The sequence below is a fragment of the Halomonas sp. CSM-2 genome (genome assembly GCF_002119345.1).
GTDB lineage: Bacteria > Pseudomonadota > Gammaproteobacteria > Pseudomonadales > Halomonadaceae > Vreelandella > Vreelandella janggokensis.
The window spans coordinates 284,957-310,495 of the sequence record NZ_NBYR01000001.1; the positions used below are offsets into that span (position 1 = coordinate 284,957).

General features: G+C 56.8%; 19 protein-coding genes and 1 tRNA gene. 12 read left to right on the forward strand and 8 right to left on the reverse strand.

The window, feature by feature from the left end; translation table 11 throughout:
* Position 1: 1 nt before the first annotated feature.
* Positions 2-1,201: a quaternary amine ABC transporter ATP-binding protein gene (locus B7L15_RS01340; protein WP_085917248.1), complete on the reverse strand. Its 1,200-nt coding sequence runs from the start codon at positions 1,199-1,201 to the stop codon at positions 2-4.
* 518 nt (positions 1,202-1,719) lie between these two features.
* Between B7L15_RS01340 and B7L15_RS01345 the strand changes: the two genes are divergently transcribed.
* Positions 1,720-2,151, forward strand: a complete 432-nt coding sequence (locus tag B7L15_RS01345; RefSeq protein WP_085917249.1) for a hypothetical protein — start codon at positions 1,720-1,722, stop codon at positions 2,149-2,151.
* 129 nt (positions 2,152-2,280) lie between these two features.
* Here the strand turns inward: B7L15_RS01345 and B7L15_RS01350 are convergent, their stop codons facing one another.
* From B7L15_RS01350 to B7L15_RS01370, 5 genes are all read right to left on the reverse strand, one after another.
* Complete coding sequence (locus B7L15_RS01350; RefSeq protein ID WP_085917250.1) at positions 2,281-3,687, reverse strand: sigma-54-dependent transcriptional regulator; 1,407 nt, start codon at positions 3,685-3,687, stop codon at positions 2,281-2,283.
* A 5-nt stretch (positions 3,688-3,692) separates the two neighbouring features.
* Complete coding sequence (locus tag B7L15_RS01355) at positions 3,693-5,138, reverse strand: sensor histidine kinase (protein ID WP_085917251.1); 1,446 nt, start codon at positions 5,136-5,138, stop codon at positions 3,693-3,695.
* A 41-nt stretch (positions 5,139-5,179) separates the two neighbouring features.
* Positions 5,180-6,340, reverse strand: a complete 1,161-nt coding sequence (locus B7L15_RS01360; protein WP_085917252.1) for a PQQ-dependent sugar dehydrogenase — start codon at positions 6,338-6,340, stop codon at positions 5,180-5,182.
* Positions 6,341-6,427: 87 nt separating this feature from the next.
* Positions 6,428-7,306 carry an AEC family transporter gene (locus B7L15_RS01365; protein WP_085917253.1) on the reverse strand — a complete coding sequence of 293 codons (879 nt, stop codon included), beginning with the start codon at positions 7,304-7,306 and terminating at the stop codon, positions 6,428-6,430.
* A 75-nt stretch (positions 7,307-7,381) separates the two neighbouring features.
* Positions 7,382-8,296, reverse strand: a complete 915-nt coding sequence (locus B7L15_RS01370; protein ID WP_085917254.1) for a LysR family transcriptional regulator — start codon at positions 8,294-8,296, stop codon at positions 7,382-7,384.
* A 200-nt stretch (positions 8,297-8,496) separates the two neighbouring features.
* Between B7L15_RS01370 and B7L15_RS01375 the strand changes: the two genes are divergently transcribed.
* Positions 8,497-10,485, forward strand: a complete 1,989-nt coding sequence (locus B7L15_RS01375; protein ID WP_085917255.1) for a ligand-gated channel protein — start codon at positions 8,497-8,499, stop codon at positions 10,483-10,485.
* A gap of 94 nt (positions 10,486-10,579) precedes the next feature.
* On the opposite strand, the gene B7L15_RS01380 is transcribed toward B7L15_RS01375, so the two are convergent.
* The gene (locus B7L15_RS01380; protein WP_254902825.1) at positions 10,580-11,281 is read right to left on the reverse strand and encodes a sulfite exporter TauE/SafE family protein; all 702 of its coding nucleotides are present in this window, start codon (positions 11,279-11,281) and stop codon (positions 10,580-10,582) included.
* Between the two features lie 263 nt (positions 11,282-11,544).
* Between B7L15_RS01380 and B7L15_RS01385 the strand changes: the two genes are divergently transcribed.
* The 5 genes from B7L15_RS01385 (at position 11,545) to B7L15_RS01405 (ending at position 17,350) form a co-directional block, all read left to right on the forward strand.
* Entirely contained in the window at positions 11,545-12,471 is a 927-nt protein-coding gene (locus B7L15_RS01385) for an ABC transporter substrate-binding protein (RefSeq protein ID WP_085917257.1), read from the forward strand.
* Positions 12,472-12,503: 32 nt separating this feature from the next.
* A complete protein-coding gene (locus B7L15_RS01390) occupies positions 12,504-13,472 on the forward strand; it encodes a FecCD family ABC transporter permease (protein ID WP_085917258.1) in 969 nt (322 codons plus the stop codon).
* 19 nt (positions 13,473-13,491) lie between these two features.
* Complete coding sequence (locus tag B7L15_RS01395) at positions 13,492-14,607, forward strand: FecCD family ABC transporter permease (RefSeq protein ID WP_085917259.1); 1,116 nt, start codon at positions 13,492-13,494, stop codon at positions 14,605-14,607.
* Positions 14,604-15,407 carry an ABC transporter ATP-binding protein gene (locus B7L15_RS01400; protein WP_085917260.1) on the forward strand — a complete coding sequence of 268 codons (804 nt, stop codon included), beginning with the start codon at positions 14,604-14,606 and terminating at the stop codon, positions 15,405-15,407. The genes B7L15_RS01395 and B7L15_RS01400 overlap by 4 nt, the downstream gene beginning before the upstream one ends.
* Before the next feature lie 170 nt (positions 15,408-15,577).
* Complete coding sequence (locus B7L15_RS01405; RefSeq protein ID WP_085917261.1) at positions 15,578-17,350, forward strand: ABC transporter ATP-binding protein; 1,773 nt, start codon at positions 15,578-15,580, stop codon at positions 17,348-17,350.
* Here the strand turns inward: B7L15_RS01405 and B7L15_RS01410 are convergent.
* Positions 17,347-17,922 carry a hypothetical protein gene (locus B7L15_RS01410; protein ID WP_085917262.1) on the reverse strand — a complete coding sequence of 192 codons (576 nt, stop codon included), beginning with the start codon at positions 17,920-17,922 and terminating at the stop codon, positions 17,347-17,349. The genes B7L15_RS01405 and B7L15_RS01410 overlap by 4 nt on opposite strands.
* A 666-nt stretch (positions 17,923-18,588) precedes the next feature.
* Between B7L15_RS01410 and B7L15_RS01415 the strand changes: the two genes are divergently transcribed.
* The 5 genes from B7L15_RS01415 (at position 18,589) to B7L15_RS01435 (ending at position 25,358) form a co-directional block, all read left to right on the forward strand.
* Positions 18,589-18,665: transfer RNA gene (locus B7L15_RS01415), tRNA-Ile, on the forward strand.
* A 113-nt stretch (positions 18,666-18,778) separates the two neighbouring features.
* Positions 18,779-20,635: a reverse transcriptase/maturase family protein gene (locus tag B7L15_RS01420; RefSeq protein ID WP_085917292.1), complete on the forward strand. Its 1,857-nt coding sequence runs from the start codon at positions 18,779-18,781 to the stop codon at positions 20,633-20,635.
* Positions 20,636-20,951: 316 nt separating this feature from the next.
* Entirely contained in the window at positions 20,952-22,928 is a 1,977-nt protein-coding gene (locus B7L15_RS01425; RefSeq protein ID WP_085917293.1) for a type I restriction-modification system subunit M, read from the forward strand.
* Positions 22,925-23,998, forward strand: a complete 1,074-nt coding sequence (locus B7L15_RS01430) for a restriction endonuclease subunit S (protein WP_085917263.1) — start codon at positions 22,925-22,927, stop codon at positions 23,996-23,998. The genes B7L15_RS01425 and B7L15_RS01430 overlap by 4 nt, the downstream gene beginning before the upstream one ends.
* Positions 23,999-24,056: 58 nt before the next feature.
* Complete coding sequence (locus B7L15_RS01435) at positions 24,057-25,358, forward strand: IS1380 family transposase (protein WP_085917264.1); 1,302 nt, start codon at positions 24,057-24,059, stop codon at positions 25,356-25,358.
* Positions 25,359-25,539: the final 181 nt, after the last annotated feature.

Genomic DNA, 25,539 nt, shown 5'->3' on the forward strand with positions numbered 1-25,539 from the left:
ATTATTCTCCTGCCCGAGCGAGTTCATCGAGTACTGCCCCTTTCACCACGACGCCGAGCAGCCGTTGCTGTTCGTCTATGACGGCGATTGGGAAGCTCTTGTCGTTGAACATGGCGAACAGGTTATGAAGCGGTTCGTCAGTGGTGACTTTTCGAAAGTCCTGGGTCAAGTAATCGGTAATGGTATCGGCACCTGCCTCGATAGCGCGACTTGCCTCCTCGGCTTCCAGAAGCCCGAGCAGTTTACGGTCCCTGTCGGTCACGTAAATCGAGTCGACGCTGTTTTCACGCATGCGGTGCAATGCGGTGCGAGGTCCATCGCTTTCCCGGGCGGTCGTGCGCACCGGGCGCATGGCACTCTCGGCCGTCAGGATGCGCGAGCGGTCTACACCTTCGATAAAGCGGCGCACATAGTCGTCGGCCGGCTTGGTCAGGATGTCTTCAGGAGTACCGATCTGCACAACTTCACCGTCCTTCAGCAGCACGATGCGGTCGCCGATATTCAGCGCTTCGTCCAGGTCGTGAGTAATGAAGACGGTGGTTTTTTGCATTCTGGACTGCAACTGCAGGAGTTCCTGCTGCATATCCTTACGAATCAAGGGGTCCAACGCCGAGAAGGCTTCGTCCATCAACAGGACGCTGGCATCGTTTGCCAGGGCCCGGGCAAGACCAACCCGCTGCTGCATACCGCCGGATAGCTGGTTGGGATACGCATCTTCCCAACCATCCAGGCCTACCTGGGTGAGTGACTCGCGCGCCTTTTGATCGCGTTCAGCGGGCGCGATGCCGCGGATTTCCAAGCCAAACTGAGCGTTTTGCAACACCGTTTTGTGGGGAAAGAGGGCAAAATTCTGGAACACCATTGAAAAGTGCCGACGACGGCACTCAAGCAACGCTTTCTCGCTCAGCGTAGGGATGTGTTCATCGTCGATGACAATGTCCCCTTCGCTGGTGTCGATGAGCCGGTTAAGGCAGCGAATCAGGGTGGATTTGCCCGACCCTGAAAGCCCCATGATGACCAGTAGCTCGCCTTCATAAACATCGAAAGAGATGTCGGAAAGCCCCAGTGTTTGGCCTGTCTTTTCAAGAATTTCAGGGCGTTTTAAACCCTGATCGCGAAGCTTAAGCGCGCTTTTTGGGTTTTTACCAAAGACCTTGCTTACGCCTCGCACCTGAATTTTGACGTTTCGTGTCTCGTCCATCGGCGATGCCTTTTGTTAACTGGGCTAGGTGTTGATGCCTGTTTGGGCACAAAAAATGACCCATAAGGCCAGCGAACACCCTCACCCATAAGTAGAAATAGGGGATGAAGTACTAAAGGATTACCAATTATTATACATAAGTGCTTTGGGTGTGTCACAACGCCTCGTCTTGAGCGGCTGCATAGTGTCTCATGTGTCATTTTTTACCCACCGCTCAGCGATTAATCAGACTGGAAAAATATATCATTTTAAATGTTAAGTAATTGATTTTTATATATTTTGTTTTTATAGGGTAATCTTGGCATAAAATCTGTAATCCATTTTCTAAACTTGATCAATCTAGACATTATTCAAAAACTAAACGAGTGGTAAACGTTTAATTAAACGCAACGTAAACGCATGAGCAGTAAGCAGCCGGCACAGGTGTAGATTGAACATTGCTGTCTGTGAACTTGTTGCTCAATGCCGACGTCGACGTCACAAGGCAGTAACGTCCCAAGCTGGAATGGAGTAAACGCGTGAAATTCTATCGTTTTAATGGCCAATCAAGTGTCCTGACAGCTTTGCTTTTGAGCGGCGTGTTACTGGCAGGCTGCGGTCAGGAAGAAGAGGCAGATGGCACAGCAGTGCCAGAGGAAACAACCCAGGACCAGCAAAATAGCGAAGTGGCTGATGAAGCCTCCATCCAGGATGATCAATTCGTGTCTGAGCAGGAAGCAACCGAAAATGATCCGGCGATGGATAGCGAAGCAGGAATGGAAAGTGAGTCTGGAGCGGGAGGCGAGTCGACTAATGAAGAGCCAGGCTTTGGCGATGGTACGGATCCCATGCCAGGTGATGGCGAAGATGCAAGCGATCTGTCAGCGACTGGTTCAGCAAGTAGTGATAATGATGTAGAAGGTCAGTCAGAAAACACGGATAGCGAGGAAGAGGATAGCAGCAGTCAGTAAACCAGTTTAGTTATCAAGTCCCTACGATGGTAAACCGTCCAACTGTTTGTTCCCTGCGGTTGTCTTCACGGTTTATCATCCTTTCAGCCCCCGCGCCCGCGGGGGTTTTTTTTAGCTGTCTGTTGTTATTCAGGACTCTTCGCTATCTTCCAGGCGACGGTAAAGAGTGCGGCGGGCGATGCCCAGTACTTCTGCGGTGCGCCGTTTGTTGCCGCCTGTCGCTTCCAATACCTTGCGGATATAACGCTTCTCCACTTCTTCCAGGCTGGGCCAGGGAGCCGCTGTTGCCGTTGGCATTCTGGGTGTGGGTAGCACTTCACCGGTAACCGTCGCGGTCGTCTGGGCTGCCTCCTGAGAGATGTGTTCGCGCAGTCGTTCAGGCAGATGCTGATGGTGTAGCGTGCCATCCTCACTGAGCGTAACGGCGCGCATAATCGCATTTTCAAGCTCGCGCACGTTACCTGGGTAAGGGTGGTGGAGCAGGCAATGGAGCGCATTGGGTTCGATTTGCTCAATCTGTTTTTGCTGCGCATCGGCATGCTTGTCGATCAGCGTGAATACCAGATGTTCAATGTCGGGACCACGTTCCCGCAGAGGGGGAATGCGTAACGAGAAGGTTTCCAACCGGTAGAATAGATCGCTTCGAAAGTTGGCCTGCTCGATTTCCTTTTCCAAATGCCGGTGTGTGGCGGCAATGATCCGTACATCGACCGGTTCTTCGCGCTCGCCGCCAACGGGGCGGACGGTTTTTTCCTGCAGCGCGCGGAGCAGTTTTGCCTGGAGATTGATCGGCATTTCACCGATTTCATCCAGGAAGAGACTGCCTCCCTGAGCACTGTGAAACAGGCCCTGTCGCGCCTCGTTGGCACCGGTAAAGGCCCCTTTAACGTGACCAAAAAACTCACTTTCCATCAGTTCAGCGGGAATGCTGGCGCAATTGACCGCCACAAAAGGCGCATCGTGACGCCAGCTTTCCTGGTGAATCGCCTGGGCCAAAAGTTCCTTGCCGGTGCCGCTTTCTCCCAGCAGTAGGATGGGAGCATCGCTTTTTGCCAAGCGTGAGGCATCATTAAAAAGCGCCCGCATTGCGTCGCTTTGGCCCACAATGCCGTGAAAATGGCTAGTATCAGTGGCGTGGGACACCGCCAGGCGCTGGCGTTCCAGCACGCGAAATACCGATTCACGCACGGCGTCAAGATCCAGCGGTTTGGTCAGGAAATCGTCGGCCCCGAGCTTGAGCGCTTCAACGGCCTGATCGATAGTTCCAAAGGCCGTAATCACAATAATGCCCAGCTCACTGCCCTCGTGACGTAGCTGTTGGAGCAATTGAATGCCGCTCATACCGGGCAGGCGTACATCGGTAATAATCAGGGATACGGCCGTATGGCTTAGCAGGGCGATGGCATCCTCGGCGCTGGAAACGCCGTGGGTAGTGTAACCCGCGTCCTGTAGCTCTTCTTCCAGCAGTTCGCGTATGGCGCTGTCATCTTCCACTACCAACAAAGGTAAAAAATGTTCCGGATGCTTCACAGACATGGCCCTCATGCAGGTGTGGTGTCGTAAAGAGGCAGCGTGATTTCGAAACCGGCGCCGCCTAAGGGGCTGTTGAATACGCCGATTGTGCCGCCATGGTCATTGATAATTCGGTGTACCATCGAAAGGCCTAACCCACTGCCCTGGCCAACGGGTTTAGTGGTAAAGAAAGGATCAAATACTTGCTGATGGTGTGAGGTGGGGATACCAGGGCCGTCATCCTCAACCCATAAATGAAGTTCGTGTTGCTGCTGCTCGGCACGGACACGAATGTGGCGAACGCCTTTGGCCTGGGCCGCATTGCGCAACAGGTTGGTAATTACCTGAATAATTTGCTGCCCGTTGGCCAGCAATGTGGGCGTTGGGCGGGGCAGGTGGGTTTCCAGATGCACCCCGCGCGGCTCCAGTTCGTCTTCCACGAGGGCGCTGGCATTGTGCATCAATTCGTCGAGGGGCTGTTGGTCTTTTTCAACGTTATGCTGGCGGCCCAGTTCCATCAACTGACGGACAATCTCGACGATCCGCTCCACTTCGCCACGAATACGGCTCAACCGGGCACGCTCGTCGTCGCCGATGACGTCACGCCGAGCCAGCCGCTGGGCCTGACCGTTGATTACGGTCAGTGGTGCGCCGATTTCATGAGCAACGCCTGCCGCCAGGACGCCCAACTCGGCAAGTTTCTTCGATTTACGCAGTCGTTTTTCGAGCTCGATTTCGCGCTGTTGTCGATCTTCGATGTCGTGATCTTTCTCGGCCATGGCATCCAGCATGCCGTTAAGCCCTGACGCCAGCCGACGGTACTCCGCTGGCCCTTCAATGTTGGCGCGCTGACTACGATCACCTTCCTCGACGCGCTGCATGACCATCAGCAAACGATTCAAGGGCCGTTCGATATACTGACGAAAACCCCACCAGATACTCAGCACAATGCCCGCGGCACCGAACACAAAGACCAGACCGGCCACGATGCTGAGAAACCCGGTATAGTTTTCGATGCCGGTATTTAAACGGTTGACCTGCAGTACGCCACTTATCTCACCATCGGGTGTGCGCAGCGGCTTGAGGGCCGAGTAGTAGGTCCAGCCTTCAAACTGTCGGTAGTCACCGTAAAGTTCGTCGTCCGCGATCACCTGCTGGATCTCCTCGCGGCTAAACAACTCGCGACCCAGCCCCAGGCCGTAGACTTCCCGTCCATCGGTATCGAACACATAGGCCCCGTAGATGCGATGAAAAGAGAAAGCGGCCTCCAGAGCTTCCTCAAGCGACGCGTCACTTTCCCGGGCAACGGCGTAGCCAAGCGTTGTACTTAGCGCATGGGTGATCATATCGACTTCATTCTGCAGCTTTGAGCGAACGTTATCTTCCATGGATTTGATCGCCACCAGGCTGAATACCACTAAGACAATGAATAGCGGGACGATGACGGTCAGAATAATCAGATTTCGTAAACGCATGCGTTAACCGGGGTTATGAAACGTCAATAGGTGATTGGCCGTTAGTCGGCGGGGCGTAAGCGATAAAGCCCACCATTGGCGGCATCTGTCAGCAGGTAAATAGCCTCGTCAGGCCCCTGATGCACGTCGCGGATGCGACCAATCTCGCCATCAAGAATAATTTCGTGGCTAGCGACTTGATTATCTTCGATATGCAGCCTGACCAGCTGTTCACTGCTCAGACCGCCCGCCAATAGCTGGCCTTGCCAATCGCCAAAGGCACGACTGGTGACTTCTGCCAGCCCCGACGGCGCAAACCGGCCTTCAAATACGTACACCGGGTCGACCATGCCGGGTTTGGATGTTTCGCCGATCGGTTCGTTGGTTGCATAGTCATTGCCCCGGCTGACCTCGGGCCAGCCGTAGTTTTCACCCGCCATCAGACGATTCAGCTCATCGCCGGTTCTGGGACCATGTTCCGTGGCCCAGGCCTCGCCATCCTGTCGGACCACCATGCCTTGAATGTTGCGGTTGCCCTGGGTGTAAATTTCATCAAGCGTGGACGCATCGCCCACAAAGGGGTTGTCGTCGGGTGCGTCGCCGGTGTCGGTCAGGCGCAGTGTAGAGCCTGCGTGATCGTCATCAGCCTGGGCACGGGTCGGCTCATTGCCGCGATCGCCAATGCTCATCAGCAGGGTGCCGTCCGGCAGCCAGGCAATGCGTGAGCCGTAATGGCGCCCTGGTGAGGAAGCGCGACCTTGAGCAAACAGATGTTCGACATCACCGAGCTGATCACCTTGCCACTTGACACGGGAAAGCGCGCTGCGACTGCCGCCCTCTGCGGGTTCGCTCCAGGTGAAGTAGATCCAATCGTGATCGTCATCGCCAAACTGTGGATGCAGAGCAATATCCAGCAGGCCACCCTGGCCGCGCTGGCTTACCTCGGGTAAGCCGTCGAGGGCACGTGGTTCGCCACCGTCGGCATCAATGACATTAAGTTGTCCCGACCGCTCGCTGACCAGAAAACGACCGTCCGGGAGTACGGCTACCGACCACGGGTTTTCTAGACCACCGGCGACCTTTTCGATCGAAAAAGCCAATTGGTCAGTCTCAACGCGTTCCTCAATCATTTCGGCGGCGCTGACAGGGGCACTGGCGAATAACCCAAAAAGAACAGCGGTCAACCAGCGCTGACGGAATACATAGGCAGATAAGCGGCGCATTGGGGCTCTCCCAAAAGGTGGCAGATATTAGGCGCGTTTAGCAGAGACGCTTTTGGGGCCGAGAGGTTCCCTGTTGACGTCCTCAGCTCACGGCATCAGCCAGATGAGTAACAGCGGGAGATAAATCAATGCCAGCAGGGTGGAACAAAACACCAGGCTTGCCACATAGGCGGGTTCACGCTGAGAACGTTGGGCAAACAGGTAGTTAAATACCGCGACCGGCATGCTCATTTGCAGCACCAAAATCCCCTGGGCCAATGGGGGAAGCCCCATCAGGTCGGCAATCAGCCAGGCTGCCGTTGCGGCGAGCGGAATGCGGACCAGACTGAAACCGAGGCCCGAACGTAGGTTTTTGACCTTAATGCTGGCCAGTGACACGCCAAGGGTGATCAGCATCAGCGGCACGGTAAAGCCCGACATCAAATCCACGCTGTTCGCCAACCAGAGCGGCAGTTCGGAGTCCGTCAGCAATAGCGCCATGGCAATGGCGATCGCGTAGACCGTTGGCGTCTTGGCGAGTGATTTAAGCGGATTCCCCCGGCTGGCCAGCATGGTACCCACGGTAAATTGAAACAGGGACACCGTGACCATCACGGTAATACCGTACACAAAACCGGCACTGCCAAAGGCGTAAAGTACTACCGGCAGCCCCATGTTGCCGGTATTGGGGTACATCATGGGGGACAACAATACACGCCAGTCGCGGCGCAATAATTTGGCGACAAAAAACGTTGCCCCGGCCATGCAGATGATGACCAGCGCGGTTGAGAGCATGGTGCGGCCAAAGGTGCTGGCATCTATTTCCGCCCCGGCGAGCGATGCAAGCACCAGCGAGGGGGTCCCGATATTGAAAACCAGTCGGGTCACAAAATCGACCGGATAGGGGTGGCCCAGTCGTACCCAGGTAAACCCCAGGCCAGCGCCCGCCAGCACGGGGGCCATTACCGCAAATAGTTCCGCCAGCATGGCGCGTCCTTGGCAATGAATGGCCGACTATTGTGAATAGGTAGCGGACTAACTGGCAAGTCGTTAAAGCAAAACCTAAGCCGCGGCCTCGTTGTGCTGCCATTGGCGGGGCAGTGTCTGGCGCAAAAATGCCAGCAGCGCCTTTACGCGCCTGGGCTGGTAGCCATAGGCGTAGAGCAGCGTGATAGGCAGCGGCGCTGGCTGCCAATTGGGCAGGCAGGGCGTCAGTTCACCGGGATGGTGGGCCTCGCGTTTGTCGGCCAGCCAGTGAGGCAGCAGGCCGATCCCCTTGCCGTGGGCGATGGCATCCAGGTGAAGTGCTGTCATATCCACCCGCAAACGTGAGCGGGGCGGATAAAAGTGGTAATTGCCGAGGCTTTCATGATGCAACAGCAAGCCATCCGGAGTCGTGCTCAGCAGGTCGATCCAGGGGTGGTCGGCGAGATCGCGAGGGTGTTCAAGCAATGGTTGCTGGCTGAGGTACGAAGGGCTGGCATAGAGGCCTCGTGTCAGACGACCCAGGGGCTCCTGGTGGAGGCCATTTTCCGGCACCGGCCCGAGGCAGACGTGGACACAGTGGCTATTGAGCGAACTGGGCGGTGCTTCCCGGGTGCGCATCGTTAGCTCGATTTTAGGGTAGCGGGCCATGAAGGTGTCCAGGACCTGACCCATCCAGCCTCTTGCCAGCGCGCTGTGAACCTCCAGGGTGACCGTCCCGCTGATATCTTCACGCAGCTCTGCCAGTGCTTCATGGCTGCTTGCCGCCAGTTTCAGCATGTCCTGGCAATAACGATGGAAGACAAGCCCGGCCTCGGTAGGCAGCAGCCGATTGGCCTGGCGACGCAGCAGCGGTTGTTCCAGGCGCGCTTCCAGATGGCTGATACGCCGGCTCAGGGTGGATTTGGCCAACCCCAACTTGCGCGCGCTGCGCGTTAGGCTGCCGGATTCCATTACCTCTGCAAAGGCTTTTAGTTCGTCGAAATCATGCATGGGGTACACCGCAGGAACGGGGGGAAACGGACGTATTGTGCCAGCATTCACAGAGAATAAAAATTATTGTGATTTGTGTTGCGGTTATTTGAACATGCTGTTCCAACCCGAGAGGGGCTAAATTGTGCAAGAATTCAGGTGCTAATGGTTCTTATTAGTTTTTGTTAATTGATTACATAGCACGCCACTGGGGAGCCCGCATGTCGAAGCATTTATACAAAACCTATCTGACCACCGCCATTGCCGGTTTGGTAACACCACCACTACTCGCCCAGGAAGCCGAGTCGTTGGAGAATATGGTCGTTACGGCGTCAGGTTTTGAACAGCAGGTCGTTAATGCGCCAGCTTCTATCAGTGTGTTAAGCCGTGAACAGCTGGAGGACGGCCACTATCAAGACGTCACCGATGCCCTACGCGATGTACCTGGGGTGATCGTGACCGGCGGCGGGGCAGGCGATAACGGAAAAGATATCACCATGCGGGGCATGCCAGCGCAATACACATTGATCCTGGTGGATGGCCGTCCACAGAACTCACGCGAGTCTCGCCCCAACGGCAGCGCCGGGTTCGAGCAGGACTGGCTGCCGCCACTGCAAGCGATCGAGCGCATTGAAGTGGTTCGTGGGCCGATGTCGACGCTGTATGGATCCGACGCCATTGGCGGGGTCATCAATGTGATTACCCGCAAGGTAGCTGATGCCTGGCACGGCAATGTGCAGCTCGACACGGTGCTACAGGAAGATAACGATTCCGGCGATAGCCGCCAGGCTAACGTCTACCTGAGCGGGCCGCTGATCGAAGACCGTTTGGGCCTGCAACTGTTTGGGCGCACCTCGCAACGCGACGAGGACAATATCGTTAACGGCTACGAGGAGAAAAACCTGCAAAGCGTCACCGCGCGTTTGAGTCTGGCCGCGAGTGACAACCATGACGTCACTGCCGAGGCGGGCATCACCAAGCAGGATCGCACCTCACTGATGGGCAACTCAGCTCCGTCGGAGGGCTGCCGCGGTGGCTGTGAAGACAGCTTCAACGATTACACCAATGAGCACGTAGCATTGACCCATGACGGGCGTTTTGAGTGGGGCACCAGTGAAACCTTTGTGCAGCGTGAACGTAGTGAAAATACGTCGCGAGATATCGAAATCACCAACACCACAGCGAAAACCAGTGCGGTGGTGCCGCTGGGCATGCATATGCTAACGGTGGGGGCGAGCTATGAAGAAGAGTCGCTTGACGATGGCACCACCAATCAGATTTCCGACCGTACGACGATTGAGCAACGTCAGTGGGCGCTGTTTGTCGAAGACGAGTGGATGCTGACCGACGATGTCGCGCTGACCGGCGGCTTGCGCATGGACGACGATGAAAACTACGGCAGTCACCTGAGTCCACGGCTCTACAGTGTGTGGAACATGACCCCGGAGTGGACCCTGAAAGGCGGTGTCTCTACCGGCTTTCGCTCGCCCAACCTGCGTGAAATAACCTCCGATTGGGGGGCGATTAGTCGTGGGGGCACGACCTATGGTAACCCCGATCTTGAGCCGGAAACCTCACTCAACAAAGAGATCGGTCTGCTGTACGCGAGTGAGAATGGCCTTAGCGGTAGCTTCACGGTGTTCCATAATGATTTTGAAGACAAGATTACACGGTTGCCGTGCACATCCGTAGGCTTATCGGCCACAGAGTGCCCGGTAGCGACGCAGTATGATAGAGACGAAAATGGCAACCTAAATACAAATACACGCGTCAATGTCGATGAAGCGGTGACTCAGGGCGTAGAGGCGACTGTGGCGGCGCCGTTAACTGATACCGTTGAGCTAACAGCCAGTTACACTTTTACCGATAGCGAGCAAAAAAGCGGTGAATATGCAGGCGAGCCGTTAACTCAGCTACCGCGTCACCAAGTGTCGGCCACGCTGAATTGGCAAGCCTCGGCTAAGCTCAGCCAGTGGACGAAGGTGACTTATCGCGGTGAGGAGACCCAGCCCAACACCGGGCCGTCACAGGATGCAACGGTGGCCCCGTCCTATACCTTTGTGGATACTGGGATCGGCTACCAGCTGACCGACAATACCAAGGTGAACGCCGGGATCTACAACCTGTTCGACGAAGACATCGACTACGATGAGTACGGCTACGTCGAAGACGGCCGCCGGGTTTGGTTGGGGTTGAACGTGGCCTTCTAACCTTTGGTGAGATAATCACAGTGCTAACGCCATAAGCAAAGCGGGGAGCCACAATATAAAGTGGCTCCCCCTTTTTTGTACGTAGAACCGAGGGTTAACCGGTCATCGCCTGCCAAGCCAGGCGAACGGCCAGCAGTGTCAGAACCCAATTGAAGATATAGGCAAAATGGCGCTCCGGCATGTACTTCAAAATGCGCAGGCCCGCCCAGGTGCCGATGGCACCGCTTGCGATCATGGCGGCCGCTAGCGGCAGCCAGGGGACAAGGGAAAAGCCCGCCTGCTGAAAGACCGCAATTTTAATGACGTGCTGCAAGCTCATGACCGCCGCCAGCGTCGCGACGATCGTGAAGCGTTGATGATAGAGCTGCTTGAGATAGGCACCGATCAACGGGCCAGTCGCCCCGACAAAGAGCGTCAAAAACGTTGTGAGGGTAGCCATCAAGAGGGTTCCTCTCCGGCCCATGACGATTCTGGGGAGTGACGGGCCCCAGCATAAATACACAATAAAGCTGGCAATGCTCAAATAGAGGAGATCAGGGGGCAGGGAAATCAGCACCAGGCTACCAAGCAACGCACCCACCGCGGCACCGGGTAAAAAAGTGACAACCATCTGACGGTCAATATCACGCCAAAGCATCGCCGCCCGGTTGGCGTTGGAGCCTAGTTGCACCATGCCATGCAGCGGGATAATGGCCTGGGGTGGAACGACCTGGGCCATGATGCCCAGCAGCAAGACACCGCCGCCGGCGCCCAGGCAGGCGGTGAGCAGTGAGGTCAGGAAGGATGTCCCTATCAACAGACTCAATACGAAGGGCGATAAGCCATTAAGTAAATGTTCCAGTGAACTAACTCCTTGATCAGTACCCGCATGCTCCCGTTACCAAGGCCCCATAACCTAGCAGATATTGCCTTATGACTGCCATGGCGGTTATCTCCAGGCTGAAAATAGTAGCGGCGGGGCGTTGCGTGGAAAGGAACACACCATTCGCCTGAATCTTGATGAAAGTGCTTTTGATAATCGTTACTATCCATGCCTTTCTAACCAGCGAGGCATAACGTATGCGAGCTAACGTACTGCGCGTCGGCATTGTGGGACTACTGTTGAGTGGCTTATGGGGAGGCGCCGCCCAGGCACGCACCCTGGATACCGCTTTTGGCGATGTGGAAGTCACCGGCACTCCCGAGCGTGTGGTGACGCTGTACGAAGGCGCGTTGGATGCCTCGCTGGCGGCGGGGGTAACCCCACTGGGCGCGGTGACCACCCGCGGTGGTGATAACGTCGCCGAGTATGTGGAAGCGCATTTGGGCGATGAGCGACCCGCCATCATGGGGGTGGTGCGCGAAATCAACATTGAGGCCGTGCTTGAGCAGCGCCCGGATTTGATCCTGGCGCCCGCTCGGCTCACTGAAGAGCAGTATCAGCTGCTTTCGCGCATTGCCCCCACCGTGGTGCCGCCCACTCAGCCGATTGCTCCGGATAACTGGAAGGACGAAGCGCGCCTGTACGGCAACGCCCTGAATCGCCAGGACGTCATCGAAGACGCCATCAGCGCCGTTGACCAGCGCGCCGCGGAATTAGCGAGCGCTCTGGAAAACGCGGGCGTCGGCGGCACGGCCTTTGTGGTGCGCTGGATGCCGGGCGGGCCGATGGTCATGTCGAAAAACCTGTTTGCCGCCGGGCTGCTTGATCAAGTGGGCCTGACGGTGGAAGACGCCGGGCTGGTGGGCGAGCGGGGCGTGCACAGCGATGTGCTGAGCCTTGAAAACCTCTCCCGGGTAGATGGCGACTGGCTGTTTTTGGCCACGCTGAATAAAGACGGACGGGAAGCGTTGGAAGCTGCCAAGCAAAGCAGCGCCTTTACGAGGCTGGACGTGGTACAGCGCGACCAGGTCGTGCCGGTGAATGGCCAGCTATGGTCGAGCGCCAACGGCCCACTGGCGGCCCAGGCGATCCTTGACGACATTGAAGCTGCCTTGTTGCCGTGATGCCGCTTCGCGTCGCCCGTCAACGAACGCAGATGACGTTACTCCTCACCGCCCTTGTGGCGGTGAGTCTCGTGAGCCTTCTGATTGGCGCCGGTGAAATTGGGCCGCTGCGTGCGCTGGCGGTGCTTGCCGGTAGCCAGGATAGCGACGCGAGCTTTGTGGTGTGGCAACTGCGGGCCCCGCGCACCTTGATTGGCATTGTCGTGGGCATGGCGCTGGGTGTCGCGGGGGCGCTGTTGCAGGCGGTATCGCGTAATCCGCTGGCCGAACCCGGCCTGCTGGGCGTCAGCGCCGGGGCGGCGTTTGCCGTTGCGCTGACATTGGTGATGGGGGCCAGCGCCGCAACGCTGCGTATTTCGGTTGCCCAGTTGGGGGCCTTGGTGGGCTGTCTTTGTGTGCTCAGCGTGACGCGGGTGCGCGGGGTTGGCAGTGACCCTGTACGGCTGGTGCTGGCGGGGGCGGCATTTTCGGGGCTGTTGAGCTCGTTGACCTCGCTGATGCTGCTGTATGACCAGCGCGCGGCGGATGAAATCCGCTTTTGGGTCATCGGCAGCCTCTCCGGGCGACGCCTGGACGACCTCGCCGCAATGCTGCCCAGCATGCTGGTCGCCGCCGTCGCGGTGGTGTTAATGGCACGCCCGCTGGCGGCGTTGGCGCTGGGCGAGCGGGCGGCCTCAGGGCTGGGCCATCACCCCGGGCTGATTCGTTGGTGCGTCGTGGCCTGTGTGGCCTTGCTGGTAGGGGGCGCCACGGCAATGGCTGGGCCCATTGCCTTTGTCGGCTTGGTGGTGCCGTTTGCCGCCCGGGCGATGGCCGGTCCGGACATTCGCCGTACGCTATGGTTTTGCTTGCCGATTGGGCCGTTGATGGTGTTGGCGGCAGATATGATTGCCCGCGTGGCGGTGGCGCCGTCGGAACTACCGATTGGTGTGCTCACCGCGCTGTGCGGCGCGCCGGTGCTGGTCTCGGTGGTCCGCGCCAGGCGGCTACCGTCTTTATAACCTCTGGCGTTGGCTTGTCATGAACTCGAAAACAAGTGACTTTTCCACATCGACCTTTGTGCCTGAACGCCTTCCACAGGCGGTGACCGCGCCGTCGGGCTACTGGCGTGTTGCATGGCGTTCCCCATGGGGGAGCGTCTGCAGCGTGCTGATTGAGCAACGTGCGCTGGTCGTCAGCACGGGGTTGTGCGTCGCCCTGCTGTGCGCCGGTGTGCTTTATTTGAGCCTGGGGAGCATGGCGCTGCCGGTTAGCGCCGTACTGCCAGCGCTATTCGGCCGGGGCGAAATGATCAGCGTGTTTACCGTCCAGGAACTGCGTCTTCCCCGGTTGGTGGCGGCCTGTTTGACCGGGGCGGCTTTCGCGCTCGCCGGTGTGTTGATGCAAACCCTGGCGCGCAACCGGCTCGCCACGCCGGGGATTGTCGGTATTGATAACGGTGCGACCGCGTTTGCTGTGGCCTCGGTGGTGGGCATGGGTGTCTCGCTGGCGCCACCTGCCATGGCGCTGGCGGGGGCCGCCACGGCCGCCGCGTTGACCTTTGGTCTGGTGGCGGGCGGCGGCACCCAGGGCTATCGGTTTATCGTCGCGGGGATTGGCGTGGGCGCGGTGTTTGGTGCGGTGACGCAACTTATGCTGGCGCGGGTGGCGATCGATACCGCCAACGCCGCTTACCCCTGGACCGTCGGGTCGCTGAATGCCCGCCCCGGTGACGCGGTTGGCTTGCTTGCCGTTGGGTTGGGCGCGGGCGTGATCGCCGCTTGCGTCGTCGCGCGTCCGCTATCGCTGATGCGCTTCAAGGACGCCACCGCCTATGGGCTAGGCGTCAATGTCAAAGCCCGCCGCTTTCAGGTGATGATGCTCTCGGTCGTATTGACCGCGCTGGCAGTTGCGGTGGCTGGCCCCGTCGGCATGGTCGGGCTGATCGGCCCGGAAATCGCCCGTTCGCTCTCCAGCTCACGACAGGTGCCCCTACTGGCGTCGACGCTTGCGGGGGCGTTGGTGATGGTCCTTGCGGATCTCGCCGGGCGTACCCTGCTTGCCCCGATTGAAATTCCCGTCGGCATTGTCACCGCGGTGATCGGCGGCCCCTGGCTGTTATGGATATTAATGCGCCCGCAACGGAGCCACGCATGACGTCTGCTGAACTATCCCCCACGCTTGCCACCGAGTCGCTCGCCCTGAGCTATGGCGCCCGGCGCGTCATCGAATCGCTCGGCGTCAGCCTGCCCAGCGGCCGGGTGACCGCGATTGTGGGCCCCAATGGGTGCGGCAAGTCCACGCTGCTGTCGGGCCTTGCCCGTTTGCATAAACCCGACAATGGCACGGTGTTGTTGAGCGGCGAGGACATTCAGCGCCTGCCCGGCCGCGAACTGGCCAGAAAGCTCGCCTTGCTGCCGCAGGAGGCCGTCGCGCCGGAAGGGCTTACGGTCAGTGAACTGATTCGTTTTGGTCGCCAACCGCACCAGGGCTGGCTGCGCCAGTGGTCGGCGGAAGACCAGCGCGTGGTGGAACACGCCTTGAACGCCGCGGGACTTGAAGCATTGGCCGAGCGGCCACTGGAAGCGCTTTCCGGCGGGCAGCGCCAACGGGCATGGATCGCCATGACCATCGCCCAGCAAACACCGCTGTTGCTTCTCGATGAGCCAACCTCAGCACTGGACCTGGGCCATCAGATCGAGGTGTTCGAACTGGTACGCCATCTCGCCAGCCAGGGACGTACGGTGGTCATGGTACTTCACGATCTGGCCAGCGCCTGCCGCTACGCTGATCATCTCATCGCCCTGAATGACGGGCAGATTGTCGCCCAGGGAGCACCGGCAGAGGTCGTTACACCGGAACTGGTACGTGCGCTTTACCAGGTGGACTGCACGCTGATTATCGACCCCGATACCGGTAGCCCCTTGCTTGCCAACGTGCGCCGCGCCTGTTCCTGAGCCCGATTTCCAAGCGTTGTCTACAAGCCCCAGCCCCATGACAATGATTGGAAAATGCTACGATAGGTCGCATACCTCGACCCCTAACCGCTCAGTAAGGAATACTTGTGGCTTCTTCCACGCCCCGATCTCAAGCTAATGGTTCCCCGAATCAGAGCTTTCAGGCGCTAATGCGCCTTTTGCGCTACGCCAAGGGCTACCGGCGGCGGATTATCGCCGCCACCGTTTGCTCCATCATCAACAAGCTGTTCGATATCGCCCCCGAGATTCTCATCGGCGTGGCGATCGACGTGGTGGTCAACCAGGAACAGAGCTTTGTGGCGCGGTTAGGTTTTGAGACGCCCCAAGAGCAGATCACCATTCTCGCCGTGCTGACGTTCTTTATCTGGGCGGGTGAGTCGCTGTTCGAGTACCTGTTCCAGATTCTGTGGCGCAACCTGGCCCAACGGCTGCAGGCGGATATGCGCCAGGATACCTACGAGCACGCCCAGCGGCTGGATATGGCGTTTTTTGAGTCGAAAAGCTCCGGCCAGCTCGTCGCCACCATGAACGATGACGTCAACCAGCTCGAACGGTTTCTCGACGGCGGTGCCAACGCGCTGATTCAGGTGGGCGTAACGGTGGTCGCTGTGGGGGCGGTCTTTTTCGTGCTCTCGCCGTTGATTGCCCTGCTGGCGTTTACGCCCATCCCGCTGATTATCTGGGGCGCGTTCTATTTCCAGCGCAAGGCAGGACCGCTGTACAGCGACGTGCGTGAAAAGGTCGGCGATCTGGCCAGCCGTCTCTCCAATAATCTGAGCGGTATTGCCACCATCAAGAGCTTTACCAGTGAAGCGCGGGAGGCGCGCCTGCGCGATGCCAGCGAGGCCTATGTGAATGCCAACCGCCGGGCGATTCAGGTCAGTTCGGCGTTTATTCCGGTCATCCGCATGGCGATTCTGGCGGGCTTTTTGGCCACCTTTACCGTCGGCGGGATGATGGCGCTCAACGGTGACTTGAACGTGGGTGCTTACGGCGTGCTGGTGTTCTTGACCCAGCGACTGCTGTGGCCACTGACCGGCCTGGCTCAGGTGATTGACCTGTTCGAGCGCGCCATGGCCAGCACCAAGCGCATCCTCGACCTGCTGGAAGAGCCCATCACGGTGAAAGACGACAGCGCCACGCCGCTGGCCCAACCCGTCCAGGGCGAAGTGCGCTTCGAATCGGTGAGCTTTCATTACTCGGCAAGCGAAGTCGGTGTTGACGGCATTGACCTTCACGCGCCTGCCGGGCATACCCTGGCGCTGGTCGGCGCCACCGGTTCCGGCAAGTCTACGCTGGTGAAGCTGTTACTCCGCTTTTACGACCCCGAAAGCGGGCGGGTGCTTATTGATGGCCAGCCGGTCATGGACGTGAGTATGCACTCACTGCGCCAGGCGATTGGCCTGGTCAGCCAGGACGTTTACCTGTTTGAAGGCAGCATTCGCGACAATATCGCTTACGGCAAGCCGGACGCTGATGAAGAGGCGATTATCGATGCGGCCAAAACCGCCGAGGCGTGGAGTTTTATCGAAACGCTTCCCCAGGGGCTGGACACGCCCGTAGGCGAGCGGGGCGTGCGGCTTTCCGGCGGCCAGCGTCAGCGGCTTTCGCTGGCCCGGGCGCTGCTCAAGGATCCGCCGATTCTGGTGCTGGACGAGGCCACCAGCGCCGTCGATAACGAGACTGAGGCGGCCATTCAGCGCTCGCTGAAACGCATTGCCCACGGGCGCACGGTGATCATGATCGCCCACCGGCTATCCACCATCGTGCACGCCGATGAAATCGTGGTGATCGAAAAGGGTCGGGTGGCCGAGCGCGGCACCCATCAAAGCCTGCTGGCGGACAACGGCCACTACGCCGCCCAGTGGCGGGTGCAAACCGGCGAGGCCGAGATGGGAGACGCCGACACTATAAGCGCTTAACGGTTAACTAGCCGCGCATCGAGCGTGACCGGCACGTACTCGTCGATCTCCTGGTAGCCCAGCAGCGAGAGCACGCTGCGCAGCGTCGCGTTGGCCATCAGTGCGCGGCCATCCAAGACCATGGGTTCGGCGTGGGTGACGCGTACTTCATTCAAGCCCTCGCGGGTGAAGCGCAACGGGACGGCTTCTTCCTGGTTGACCATGTCGCTTTGCAACCGGAATGTCAGCGTTTCCACCAGCGACTCGCCAATGTCCAGCGCGTCCAAGCGTTCCGGTGGCATCTGCGCCACCAGCGTAACCAGGGTGGTATTGGCCAGCATCTCGGCCCAGGTGGGCAGCTCGCCAAATCGCGTCAGCATATCCGTCTGGCTGAGCTTGAGCGGCAGACGCAGCGTGCCATCCTCGGAAATATCGCCCTGCAGGTCGCGTACCTGATGGTGATGGGTTTGCGGTTCATCGCCATTCAGTTGGGTAATGGAGGCCTGCACGTTCGAGCGGTCAGGGTCCAACTGCCAGTCCGCATGCGCTGGCACCGCCAACAGCAGCGAAAAAAGCGCCATCAATGCTTTCAAAGCGTATCTCCTTATCAAGGGCCTTTATTAAAAGGGCTTCCCTCAAGACCCGCTAAGCGTCAAAAAGTGCCGCCTAAATGACAAGATAGCTCCAACGGGGGCTGGCCTCGCTCCACCACATTCGCTATGATATGCACGCCTTTCGGGCCCATAGCTCAGTTGGTTAGAGCAGGGGACTCATAAGTGCGCCGATGCGAGCGCATTAACGTTGTGATCGGATGATCACTGCCCTGCGGCATGGGGCATAAAGCACCGACTTATTAGTAGGGATATTAGGCGAAGTGGTCAAGCCTTACTAAGACACCTAAGGGTGAAAGCCCAAGGGGAACAGAGCACGTCGGGAAAAGGCATGTGAGGGGCAGTCGCATCAGCCCTAATAGGTATGTCAGCTAGGATGGATATGGTGAAAGCTAAACTGCTTGAATCCTAGACTTAGATGGGGCATTTCTCCGCCCATTTGGCAACACGCGACTTACGCCAAATTGCAGTTGATCGAGAGTAACGATTATGAGTACACTCGACGCCGCTCAACTGCCGTCACCCTAAGTAAGGGGAAAACGGTCGAAAGGGGCACCTAAGTCCATAGCACGTTGATGTGATTAACTTCGGGATTGCCTAAGGTGAGAAATCGCTACGGTAACGGAGCCTTCGTAATACCCTCTCGGAGGGCCTATAGCTCAATCGGTTAGAGCAGCGGCCTCATAAGCCGTTGGTTGCCAGTTCAAGTCTGGCTAGGCCCACCACTTCTTGCGCCTAACTCTCTCCAATACAGCTACCTTCGAATACGATGGGTTAACAACTCATGAATGGGGAAGGGAGGCAGGTCATCCTCTTCTCGGACTGGAGATTGGCTCGGATGAGCTATAAAGATCTTTCAAGAATTGAAGAAATCCTAAGACTTAATGCTGAACGGTCAAACTGGGTCAACAAAAACCTGTATCGCCTTATGTACAAACGCGATCTCTACATCGTCGCGTATGAACGTATAAAGAGCAATGCAGGAAACATGACCAAGGGTTCTGATGATTCGACTATAGATGGTTTTTCAATAGAAACCATCGACCGCATCATAAAGAGCATGAGGGACGAGAGCTTCAAGTTCAAAGGAGCTAGAAGAGTCGAAATCCCAAAGGCAAACGGAAAGACGAGAGCGCTGGGTATCGCTCCGCCGAGAGACAAAGTCGTGCAAGAAGTAATGCGCATGATACTCGAAGCGATATACGAACCCACATTTCACGACCTAAGCCACGGCTTCAGACCCGACCGGGGATGCCACACAGCCTTGAAGGAAGTCAGAAACAACTGGTCTGGGGTGAACTGGATCATCGAAGGAGACATAAAAGGCTTTTTCGACAATATCAACCACTCCATTCTCATAGGGCTACTGCGTAAGCGTATTGACGATGAAAGATTTCTTAATCTGATTCAGAAGGCTCTTAAAGCGGGCTACTTCGAATTCGGAACGTTCAAGGACACCATATCTGGAACCCCCCAAGGCAGTATTGTTTCACCCATACTGGCCAACGTCTGCCTCCATGAGTTCGATGAATTCGTGGATAAACAGATAATAGGAGTTCATCAGAGAGGTGAAGCCAAGAAACGTAACCCCGAATCTCGGAAAATATCCTATAAGCTCGAAAGACTCAGAAAGAGACTTGATGATCTAGATTGCGATGAGCGTGCTCAAAGCATCGAGACCATCCGGTTGACGAAGAAAAAGATGCTGGAAATACCTTCATCTCATCCCTCGGATGATAGCTTCGTCAGGATCAAATACATCAGATACGCGGACGACTGGATGATCGGGGTTAACGGCTCACATGAGCTGGCCCATACAATCAGAGAACAAGCAGCAGTCTATCTTAGAGACTCTCTTGATCTCACGCTTAGTATGGAAAAAACTCATATCCGCCATGCCAAAACCGAGGCTGCGTTCTTCCTCGGTACCAGTATCAAAATTGGCAGGGGGACGAAGATCAAGAAAGTTAAACGTAATAGTCAATCCTTCACGAGAAGAGTAGCTGGTTGGACACCATCCATGTTCGCTCCCACTGAGAAACTCATTCGAAATCTCTACGGGAAAGGGCTATGCGACTCCGCTGGGAACCCCAAGTCTAAAGGTGCCTGGACTGCTCTTGACGATATTCAAATCGTCGAAATGTACAATGGCATCCTAAGAGGTCTACTCAACTACTACAGTTTCGTAGACAACTTTCCAGACTTGACTCGGGTTCAGTACATTGTGAAATTCTCGGCAGCTAAGACACTAGCTGGCAAGCACAGAACCAGTGTCAGGAAAATCTTCAAGAAATACGGAGACAGACTGACTGTGAGGATCTTCGATGACCAACGGGTAGTCGTAAGAACAAACTCGCTAGCACTGGTCAAGGACTGGGCAAGCTCCCCAACGCGTTTCATGATCGCCGATAGGAACGCAATGGATGGTAGGCTCGTAACATTTAGTAGGTTGCGTACCCGATCAAAGCTCTACAGTCCGTGTGTAATCTGTGGCGAGCCTAACGGGGTTGCTATGCACCACGTTAAACACGTCAGGAAAATGGGGAAAAAAGTGAGAGGTTTCACTAAGCTGCTGGCCAAGATAAATCGCAAACAAATCCCTGTTTGTAAAGATTGTCATCTTAGCATCCATAACGGTAGCTACGATGGTCTTGCACTTAAAGATTTCAAACTTCCCTTTACTGCCGCAGCATAGTTGGGAGATGACTGGAGAGCGTAGTGCTTGGAAACCTGCACGCTGCGTTCGGAGGGAGGGGGTTGTGATCCTACTGGGACGCGGCCTCCGACCCTACTCCCTTGGTCGTCCGTTCAAGTCGGACTGGGCCCACCATTTTATATGCTTATTCTAAGAGCAGGGGATTATGAGTCCCTTAGTCTGTATTCCCCTGCCGCTCGTTTGATCCCCATCTTACTTCCTTGATTTTCGCTTGCGCTTTCTGGCTGTTACCCCACAGGTTGGCGTGTATGATATTCGCCAATTAACGAATATTTACTTAGCGTGGGGAAGTACCTTGAACACGGAAAGTCACTCTCAATTAGCTGCCTTTATCTGGTCAGTGGCCGATCTTTTGCGCGGCGATTTCAAGCAATCGCAGTATGGGCGCATTATTCTGCCGTTTACGCTTTTGCGCCGCTTGGAGTGTGTTCTCGCGCCCACCAAAGCCGAGGTATTGCAGGCCGCCGAACAGCACCAAAACAAGCCGGAAGCGGTGCGCGAGAAGCTGTTGTTGCGCGCGGCGGACCAGCCATTCTTCAATGCCTCGCCGCTATCCCTGGGCACTCTCTCTGACACCCAGACCGCCGACGACCTGATGAGCTATGTGCAGTCGTTCAGCCAGAGCGCGCGGGAGATTTTCGAGCACTTTGAGTTCGAGAGCTTTGTGCAGCAGCTCAACGCCAATGATCTGCTCTTCAAGGTGGTGCAGCAGTTCGCGGCGATTGACCTAAGCCCGGTGCGGGTGAGTAACCACGGCATGGGCGGTATTTTTGAAGAGCTGATCCGCAAGTTTGCTGAAAGCTCCAACGAAACCGCCGGGGAGCACTTTACGCCCCGAGATATCGTCCATCTAACGACGTCTCTGGTGCTCACCGGGCAAGAAGCCAAGCTCAAGCCCAATAGCATCGTCACCGTGTATGACCCGACAGCGGGTACCGGCGGCTTTCTTTCCGAGAGCGACGAGTATATTCAGCAGGTCAGCCACAACGTGACCGTCTCGCTGCACGGGCAGGAGCTCAACCCTGAGTCCTACGCCATCTGTAAGGGCGATATGCTGGTGAAGGGGCAGGCGGTCGAGCAGATCAAGCTGGGCAATACGCTTTCAGGCGACCAGCTGGCGGGGGAGCGCTTTGACTACATGCTCTCCAATCCGCCGTTTGGCGTCGAGTGGAAGAAGGTGCAAAAGCAGGTCACCGATGAGCACAAACACCGCGGTTACGATGGTCGCTTTGGTCCCGGCCTGCCGCGTGTGTCGGATGGCTCGCTGCTGTTTCTGATGCACCTGGTGGCCAAGATGCGCGCTCGCCAGGACGGCGGCTCGCGCATTGGCATCATCCTTAATGGCTCGCCGCTGTTTACCGGCGGCGCGGGCAGTGGCGAATCCGAGATCCGCCGCTACCTGCTGCAGCATGACCTAGTGGAATCCATTATCGGCCTGCCCACCGATATGTTCTACAACACGGGCATTGCCACCTATATATGGGTGCTCTCCAACAACAAGCCCGCCGAGCGCAAGGGCAAGGTGCAGCTGATTAACGCCACCGGCCGGGCCAGCAAGATGCGCAAGTCGCTAGGCAGTAAGCGCCAGTACATTACTGATTGGGACATTGACGATATCGTCCGGCTCTACGGTGCCTTTGAAGAAAACGACGAAAGTAAGGTTTTCCCGGTGGAGGCCTTTGGCTATCGGCGGATTACCGTCGAGCGGCCGCTGCGGCTTAACTTCGAAGCTAGTGCTGAGCGCTTGGCCAAGCTTGACGACGAAAAAGCCATTCTGAAATTGGATGATGCCGAGCAAGCCGCGCTCAAGGCCGCCTGCAAACAGCTTGGTGAACAGTGCTATACCAACCGCAAAGCGTTTACCAAAGCGCTTAACGCAGCGCTAAAGGCTGAAGGCTTAAAAGTTGGCGCGCCCGTACAGAAGGCCATTCTCAATGCCCTCTCCGAGCGCGACTCAGACGCGGATATTTGCCTGGACAAGCAAGGCAATTCGGAGCCCGATACCGGCCTGCGGGATAATGAAAACGTGCCTTACAACGAGTCAGTGTTTGATTACTTCGATCGCGAGGTGAAGCCCCACGTACCGGATGCTTGGATTGATGAAAACAAGCGCGACGAGCTGGATGGCCGCATCGGCATCGTCGGTTTTGAGATCCCTTTCAACCGCCACTTCTACCAGTTCACGCCGCCGCGCCCGCTGGAGGAGATAGATGCCGACCTCAAAGCCTGCACCGACAAGATCAAGCAAATGATCGAGGAGCTGTCGGCATGAGCTATCCCGCCTATCCCGAATACAAGGACTCTGGCGTTGAGTGGCTAGGAGAGGTGCCAACACATTGGGAAGTAGTAAAACTGAGCTATCTCGCTATATCGAAGGGCGGTGGAACTCCTCCGAAGGATGAACTCCAGTATTGGAACGGAAGCATCCCGTGGGTTACACCCAAGGATATGAAGCGACAGTGGATAACCTCTACGATTGACACACTTTCCGAGGCAGCACTCCACGCTTCTCCGGTCAGCATGGTTGAGCCAGGGCACGTCTTGATAGTCTTCAGGTCTGGCATATTACGCAACCGGATACCGGTTGCCATTAATAAAGTCCCAGTGACAGTAAACCAGGATGTTAGGGCGTATAACGTTAGACCTCGCCTATTGCCTGATTTCTTCTTGAGACTAACTCAGGGCTTGAATCGCGAACTCCTTCCGGAGTGGTCAAAACAGGGTGCCACGGTAGAAAGCCTGGATTCTGAGCTCGTAAACTCAACACAGCTTCCTGTGCCGTCGCGGGGTGAGCAAGAAGCCATCATTACCTTCCTCGACCACGAAACCGCCCGCATGGACGCCTTGGTGGAAGAGCAGCAACGCCTGATCGAGCTGCTCAAGGAAAAGCGCCAGGCGGTGATTTCCTATGCCGTCACCAAAGGGCTCAACCCCGATGTGCCGATGAAAGAATCTGGGGTGGAATGGTTGGGGGATGTGCCTGAGCATTGGGTAAGGAAGCGGCTTAAAAATGTGTCGTCATTTATTACAGTTGGTATTGTCGTTAACCCCAGTAGCTACCTCGCTGAAGAAGGGCTTCCTTTCATTTACGGCGGAGAGGTCAGAGAGGGGTATATTGAAGTTGATAAGGCCAGAAAGATTTCGTTAGAAGATAGCTGCCGCAACAGAAAAACTATGCTGGAAACCGGTGATGTTGTGACGATGCGTGTGGGATATCCAGGCGTCACAGCTGTGGTTCCACCAGAGTGTGAAGGTGGAAATTGCGCCTCCGTCATGCTTACCAAGAAAGGTAGCTACGACTCTAGCCCGGATTTCTCACAGGGTATAAAAGAAAGCGGCTGAAAGTGCTATGATTTCAAGAACCTAACCAATCCATCAAGCACCAACAGCCGCTTCCAAAATGGTACCTGAAAAACTGACCTTCTCGCCACTCTCACGCCGCCAAATTGAAGCCGACTTTTCCGGGGGCCACATTACGTCGGACGCCGGATTACTCCTGCTTCGTGAAGTCGATAAACAGCATCGCCTGACACGCCGCTTGGCCGCCGTGCTTCATGATCCCCGCGCACCGGAACAGGTTCGTCATAAGCTCGACACGTTGGTTCGTCAGCGGGTATTCGGCGTCGCCGCTGGCTATGAAGATTTCAACGACCATGAGGCCCTGCGCTATGATCAGGCCCTTCAGACAGCACTCGGTGAAGAGGATACGCTGGCAGGCAAATCGACGCTGTGCCGGGTGGAGCAGAACGCCGATCGGCAAGCCATAGTGAAGGCCCATCAGTTGCTCTGGCATCACTTCATTGAACAGCATGACGAACCACCCAAGGAGATCGTGCTGGACTTTGATGGCACCGACATCCCCGTGCATGGCGAGCAACCCGGCAAGTTCTTTAACCGTTATTACGATCACCACTGCTACTTCCCACTGTATGTCTTCTGTGGGCGCCACTTACTGGTGAGCTATCTGCGCATCAGTGACCGCAGCGACAGCCGCCATAGCTGGGCGATCCTCGCCTTACTGGTACGCTTTATCCGTCAATACTGGCCCGATACGCGTATCGTGTTACGGGGTGATAGCCACTTTTGTCGTCCCCGGATGCTGAACTGGTGTGATCGGCATCACGTCGACTACATCGTGGGAATCGCCAAGAACAGCCGGCTGCTCAAGGAAGTGGACGTCCCCATGATGCTGGTGCGCAAGACCCAATGGCAGGTGGGAGGGAAAGTAGCGGGGACGTTTCGCTTCCAGTATCAAGCCCGCTCCTGGAAATACCCACGCTGGGTGGTGGCCCGCCTAGAAGAAGGCGAGTCAGGCTCTAATCCCCGGTTTATCATCAGTTCTCGTTACGATGACGGCTTCAAGCTTTACTACGAGCAGTACTGTGCCCGGGGTGACATGGAGAACCGGATCAAGGATCAACAACTGAGCCTGTTTGCTGACCGGACCTCCAGCACGCACTGGTGGGCCAATCAGTGGCGGCTAATCTTGTCGGGCTTCGCTTATACGCTGTTCGAGCGGTTACGGACTTACCTGAAGCACACGCCCTTCGCGCGCATGAGTCCGAGCAACCTGAGGCTCAAGCTAATCAAAGTAGGCGCGGTCATCATCCGCAATACGCGTCGAATCCGAGTACTCATGAGTGACAGCTACCCCTATCAAACGGCGCTATCCGATCTCGTCAGGCGGTTGGTTCCTACCTGACTGCTCGGGCGCCCCCGGCCCGACGCAATGGGGGGAAGGGGGAAGTGTGTCTGAACGACGGAAAGTGGTTAAAAAGTAGCCGATGTAAGTCGAGCCAGTAGGTGTTTAGTGATGTTACAGCCTGAGTGCGGTACTGGCTGAGGTACTATGAGAAATCCGGGCTAGGTGGCTTTGTGCTGCA

Coding starts and splice junctions, on each gene's coding strand:
- B7L15_RS01430 (WP_085917263.1), top strand. CDS start 22,925: ATGAGCTATCCCGCCTATCCCGAATACAAGGACTCTGGCGTTGAGTGG.
- B7L15_RS01360 (WP_085917252.1), bottom strand. CDS start 6,340: ATGCGCCGCTTATCTGCCTATGTATTCCGTCAGCGCTGGTTGACCGCT.
- B7L15_RS01435 (WP_085917264.1), top strand. CDS start 24,057: ATGGTACCTGAAAAACTGACCTTCTCGCCACTCTCACGCCGCCAAATT.
- B7L15_RS01395 (WP_085917259.1), top strand. CDS start 13,492: ATGAACTCGAAAACAAGTGACTTTTCCACATCGACCTTTGTGCCTGAA.
- B7L15_RS01385 (WP_085917257.1), top strand. CDS start 11,545: ATGCGAGCTAACGTACTGCGCGTCGGCATTGTGGGACTACTGTTGAGT.
- B7L15_RS01375 (WP_085917255.1), top strand. CDS start 8,497: ATGTCGAAGCATTTATACAAAACCTATCTGACCACCGCCATTGCCGGT.
- B7L15_RS01365 (WP_085917253.1), bottom strand. CDS start 7,306: ATGCTGGCGGAACTATTTGCGGTAATGGCCCCCGTGCTGGCGGGCGCT.
- B7L15_RS01355 (WP_085917251.1), bottom strand. CDS start 5,138: ATGCGTTTACGAAATCTGATTATTCTGACCGTCATCGTCCCGCTATTC.
- B7L15_RS01390 (WP_085917258.1), top strand. CDS start 12,504: ATGACGTTACTCCTCACCGCCCTTGTGGCGGTGAGTCTCGTGAGCCTT.
- B7L15_RS01400 (WP_085917260.1), top strand. CDS start 14,604: ATGACGTCTGCTGAACTATCCCCCACGCTTGCCACCGAGTCGCTCGCC.
- B7L15_RS01340 (WP_085917248.1), bottom strand. CDS start 1,201: ATGGACGAGACACGAAACGTCAAAATTCAGGTGCGAGGCGTAAGCAAG.
- B7L15_RS01405 (WP_085917261.1), top strand. CDS start 15,578: ATGCGCCTTTTGCGCTACGCCAAGGGCTACCGGCGGCGGATTATCGCC.
- B7L15_RS01420 (WP_085917292.1), top strand. CDS start 18,779: ATGAGCTATAAAGATCTTTCAAGAATTGAAGAAATCCTAAGACTTAAT.
- B7L15_RS01370 (WP_085917254.1), bottom strand. CDS start 8,296: ATGCATGATTTCGACGAACTAAAAGCCTTTGCAGAGGTAATGGAATCC.
- B7L15_RS01350 (WP_085917250.1), bottom strand. CDS start 3,687: ATGTCTGTGAAGCATCCGGAACATTTTTTACCTTTGTTGGTAGTGGAA.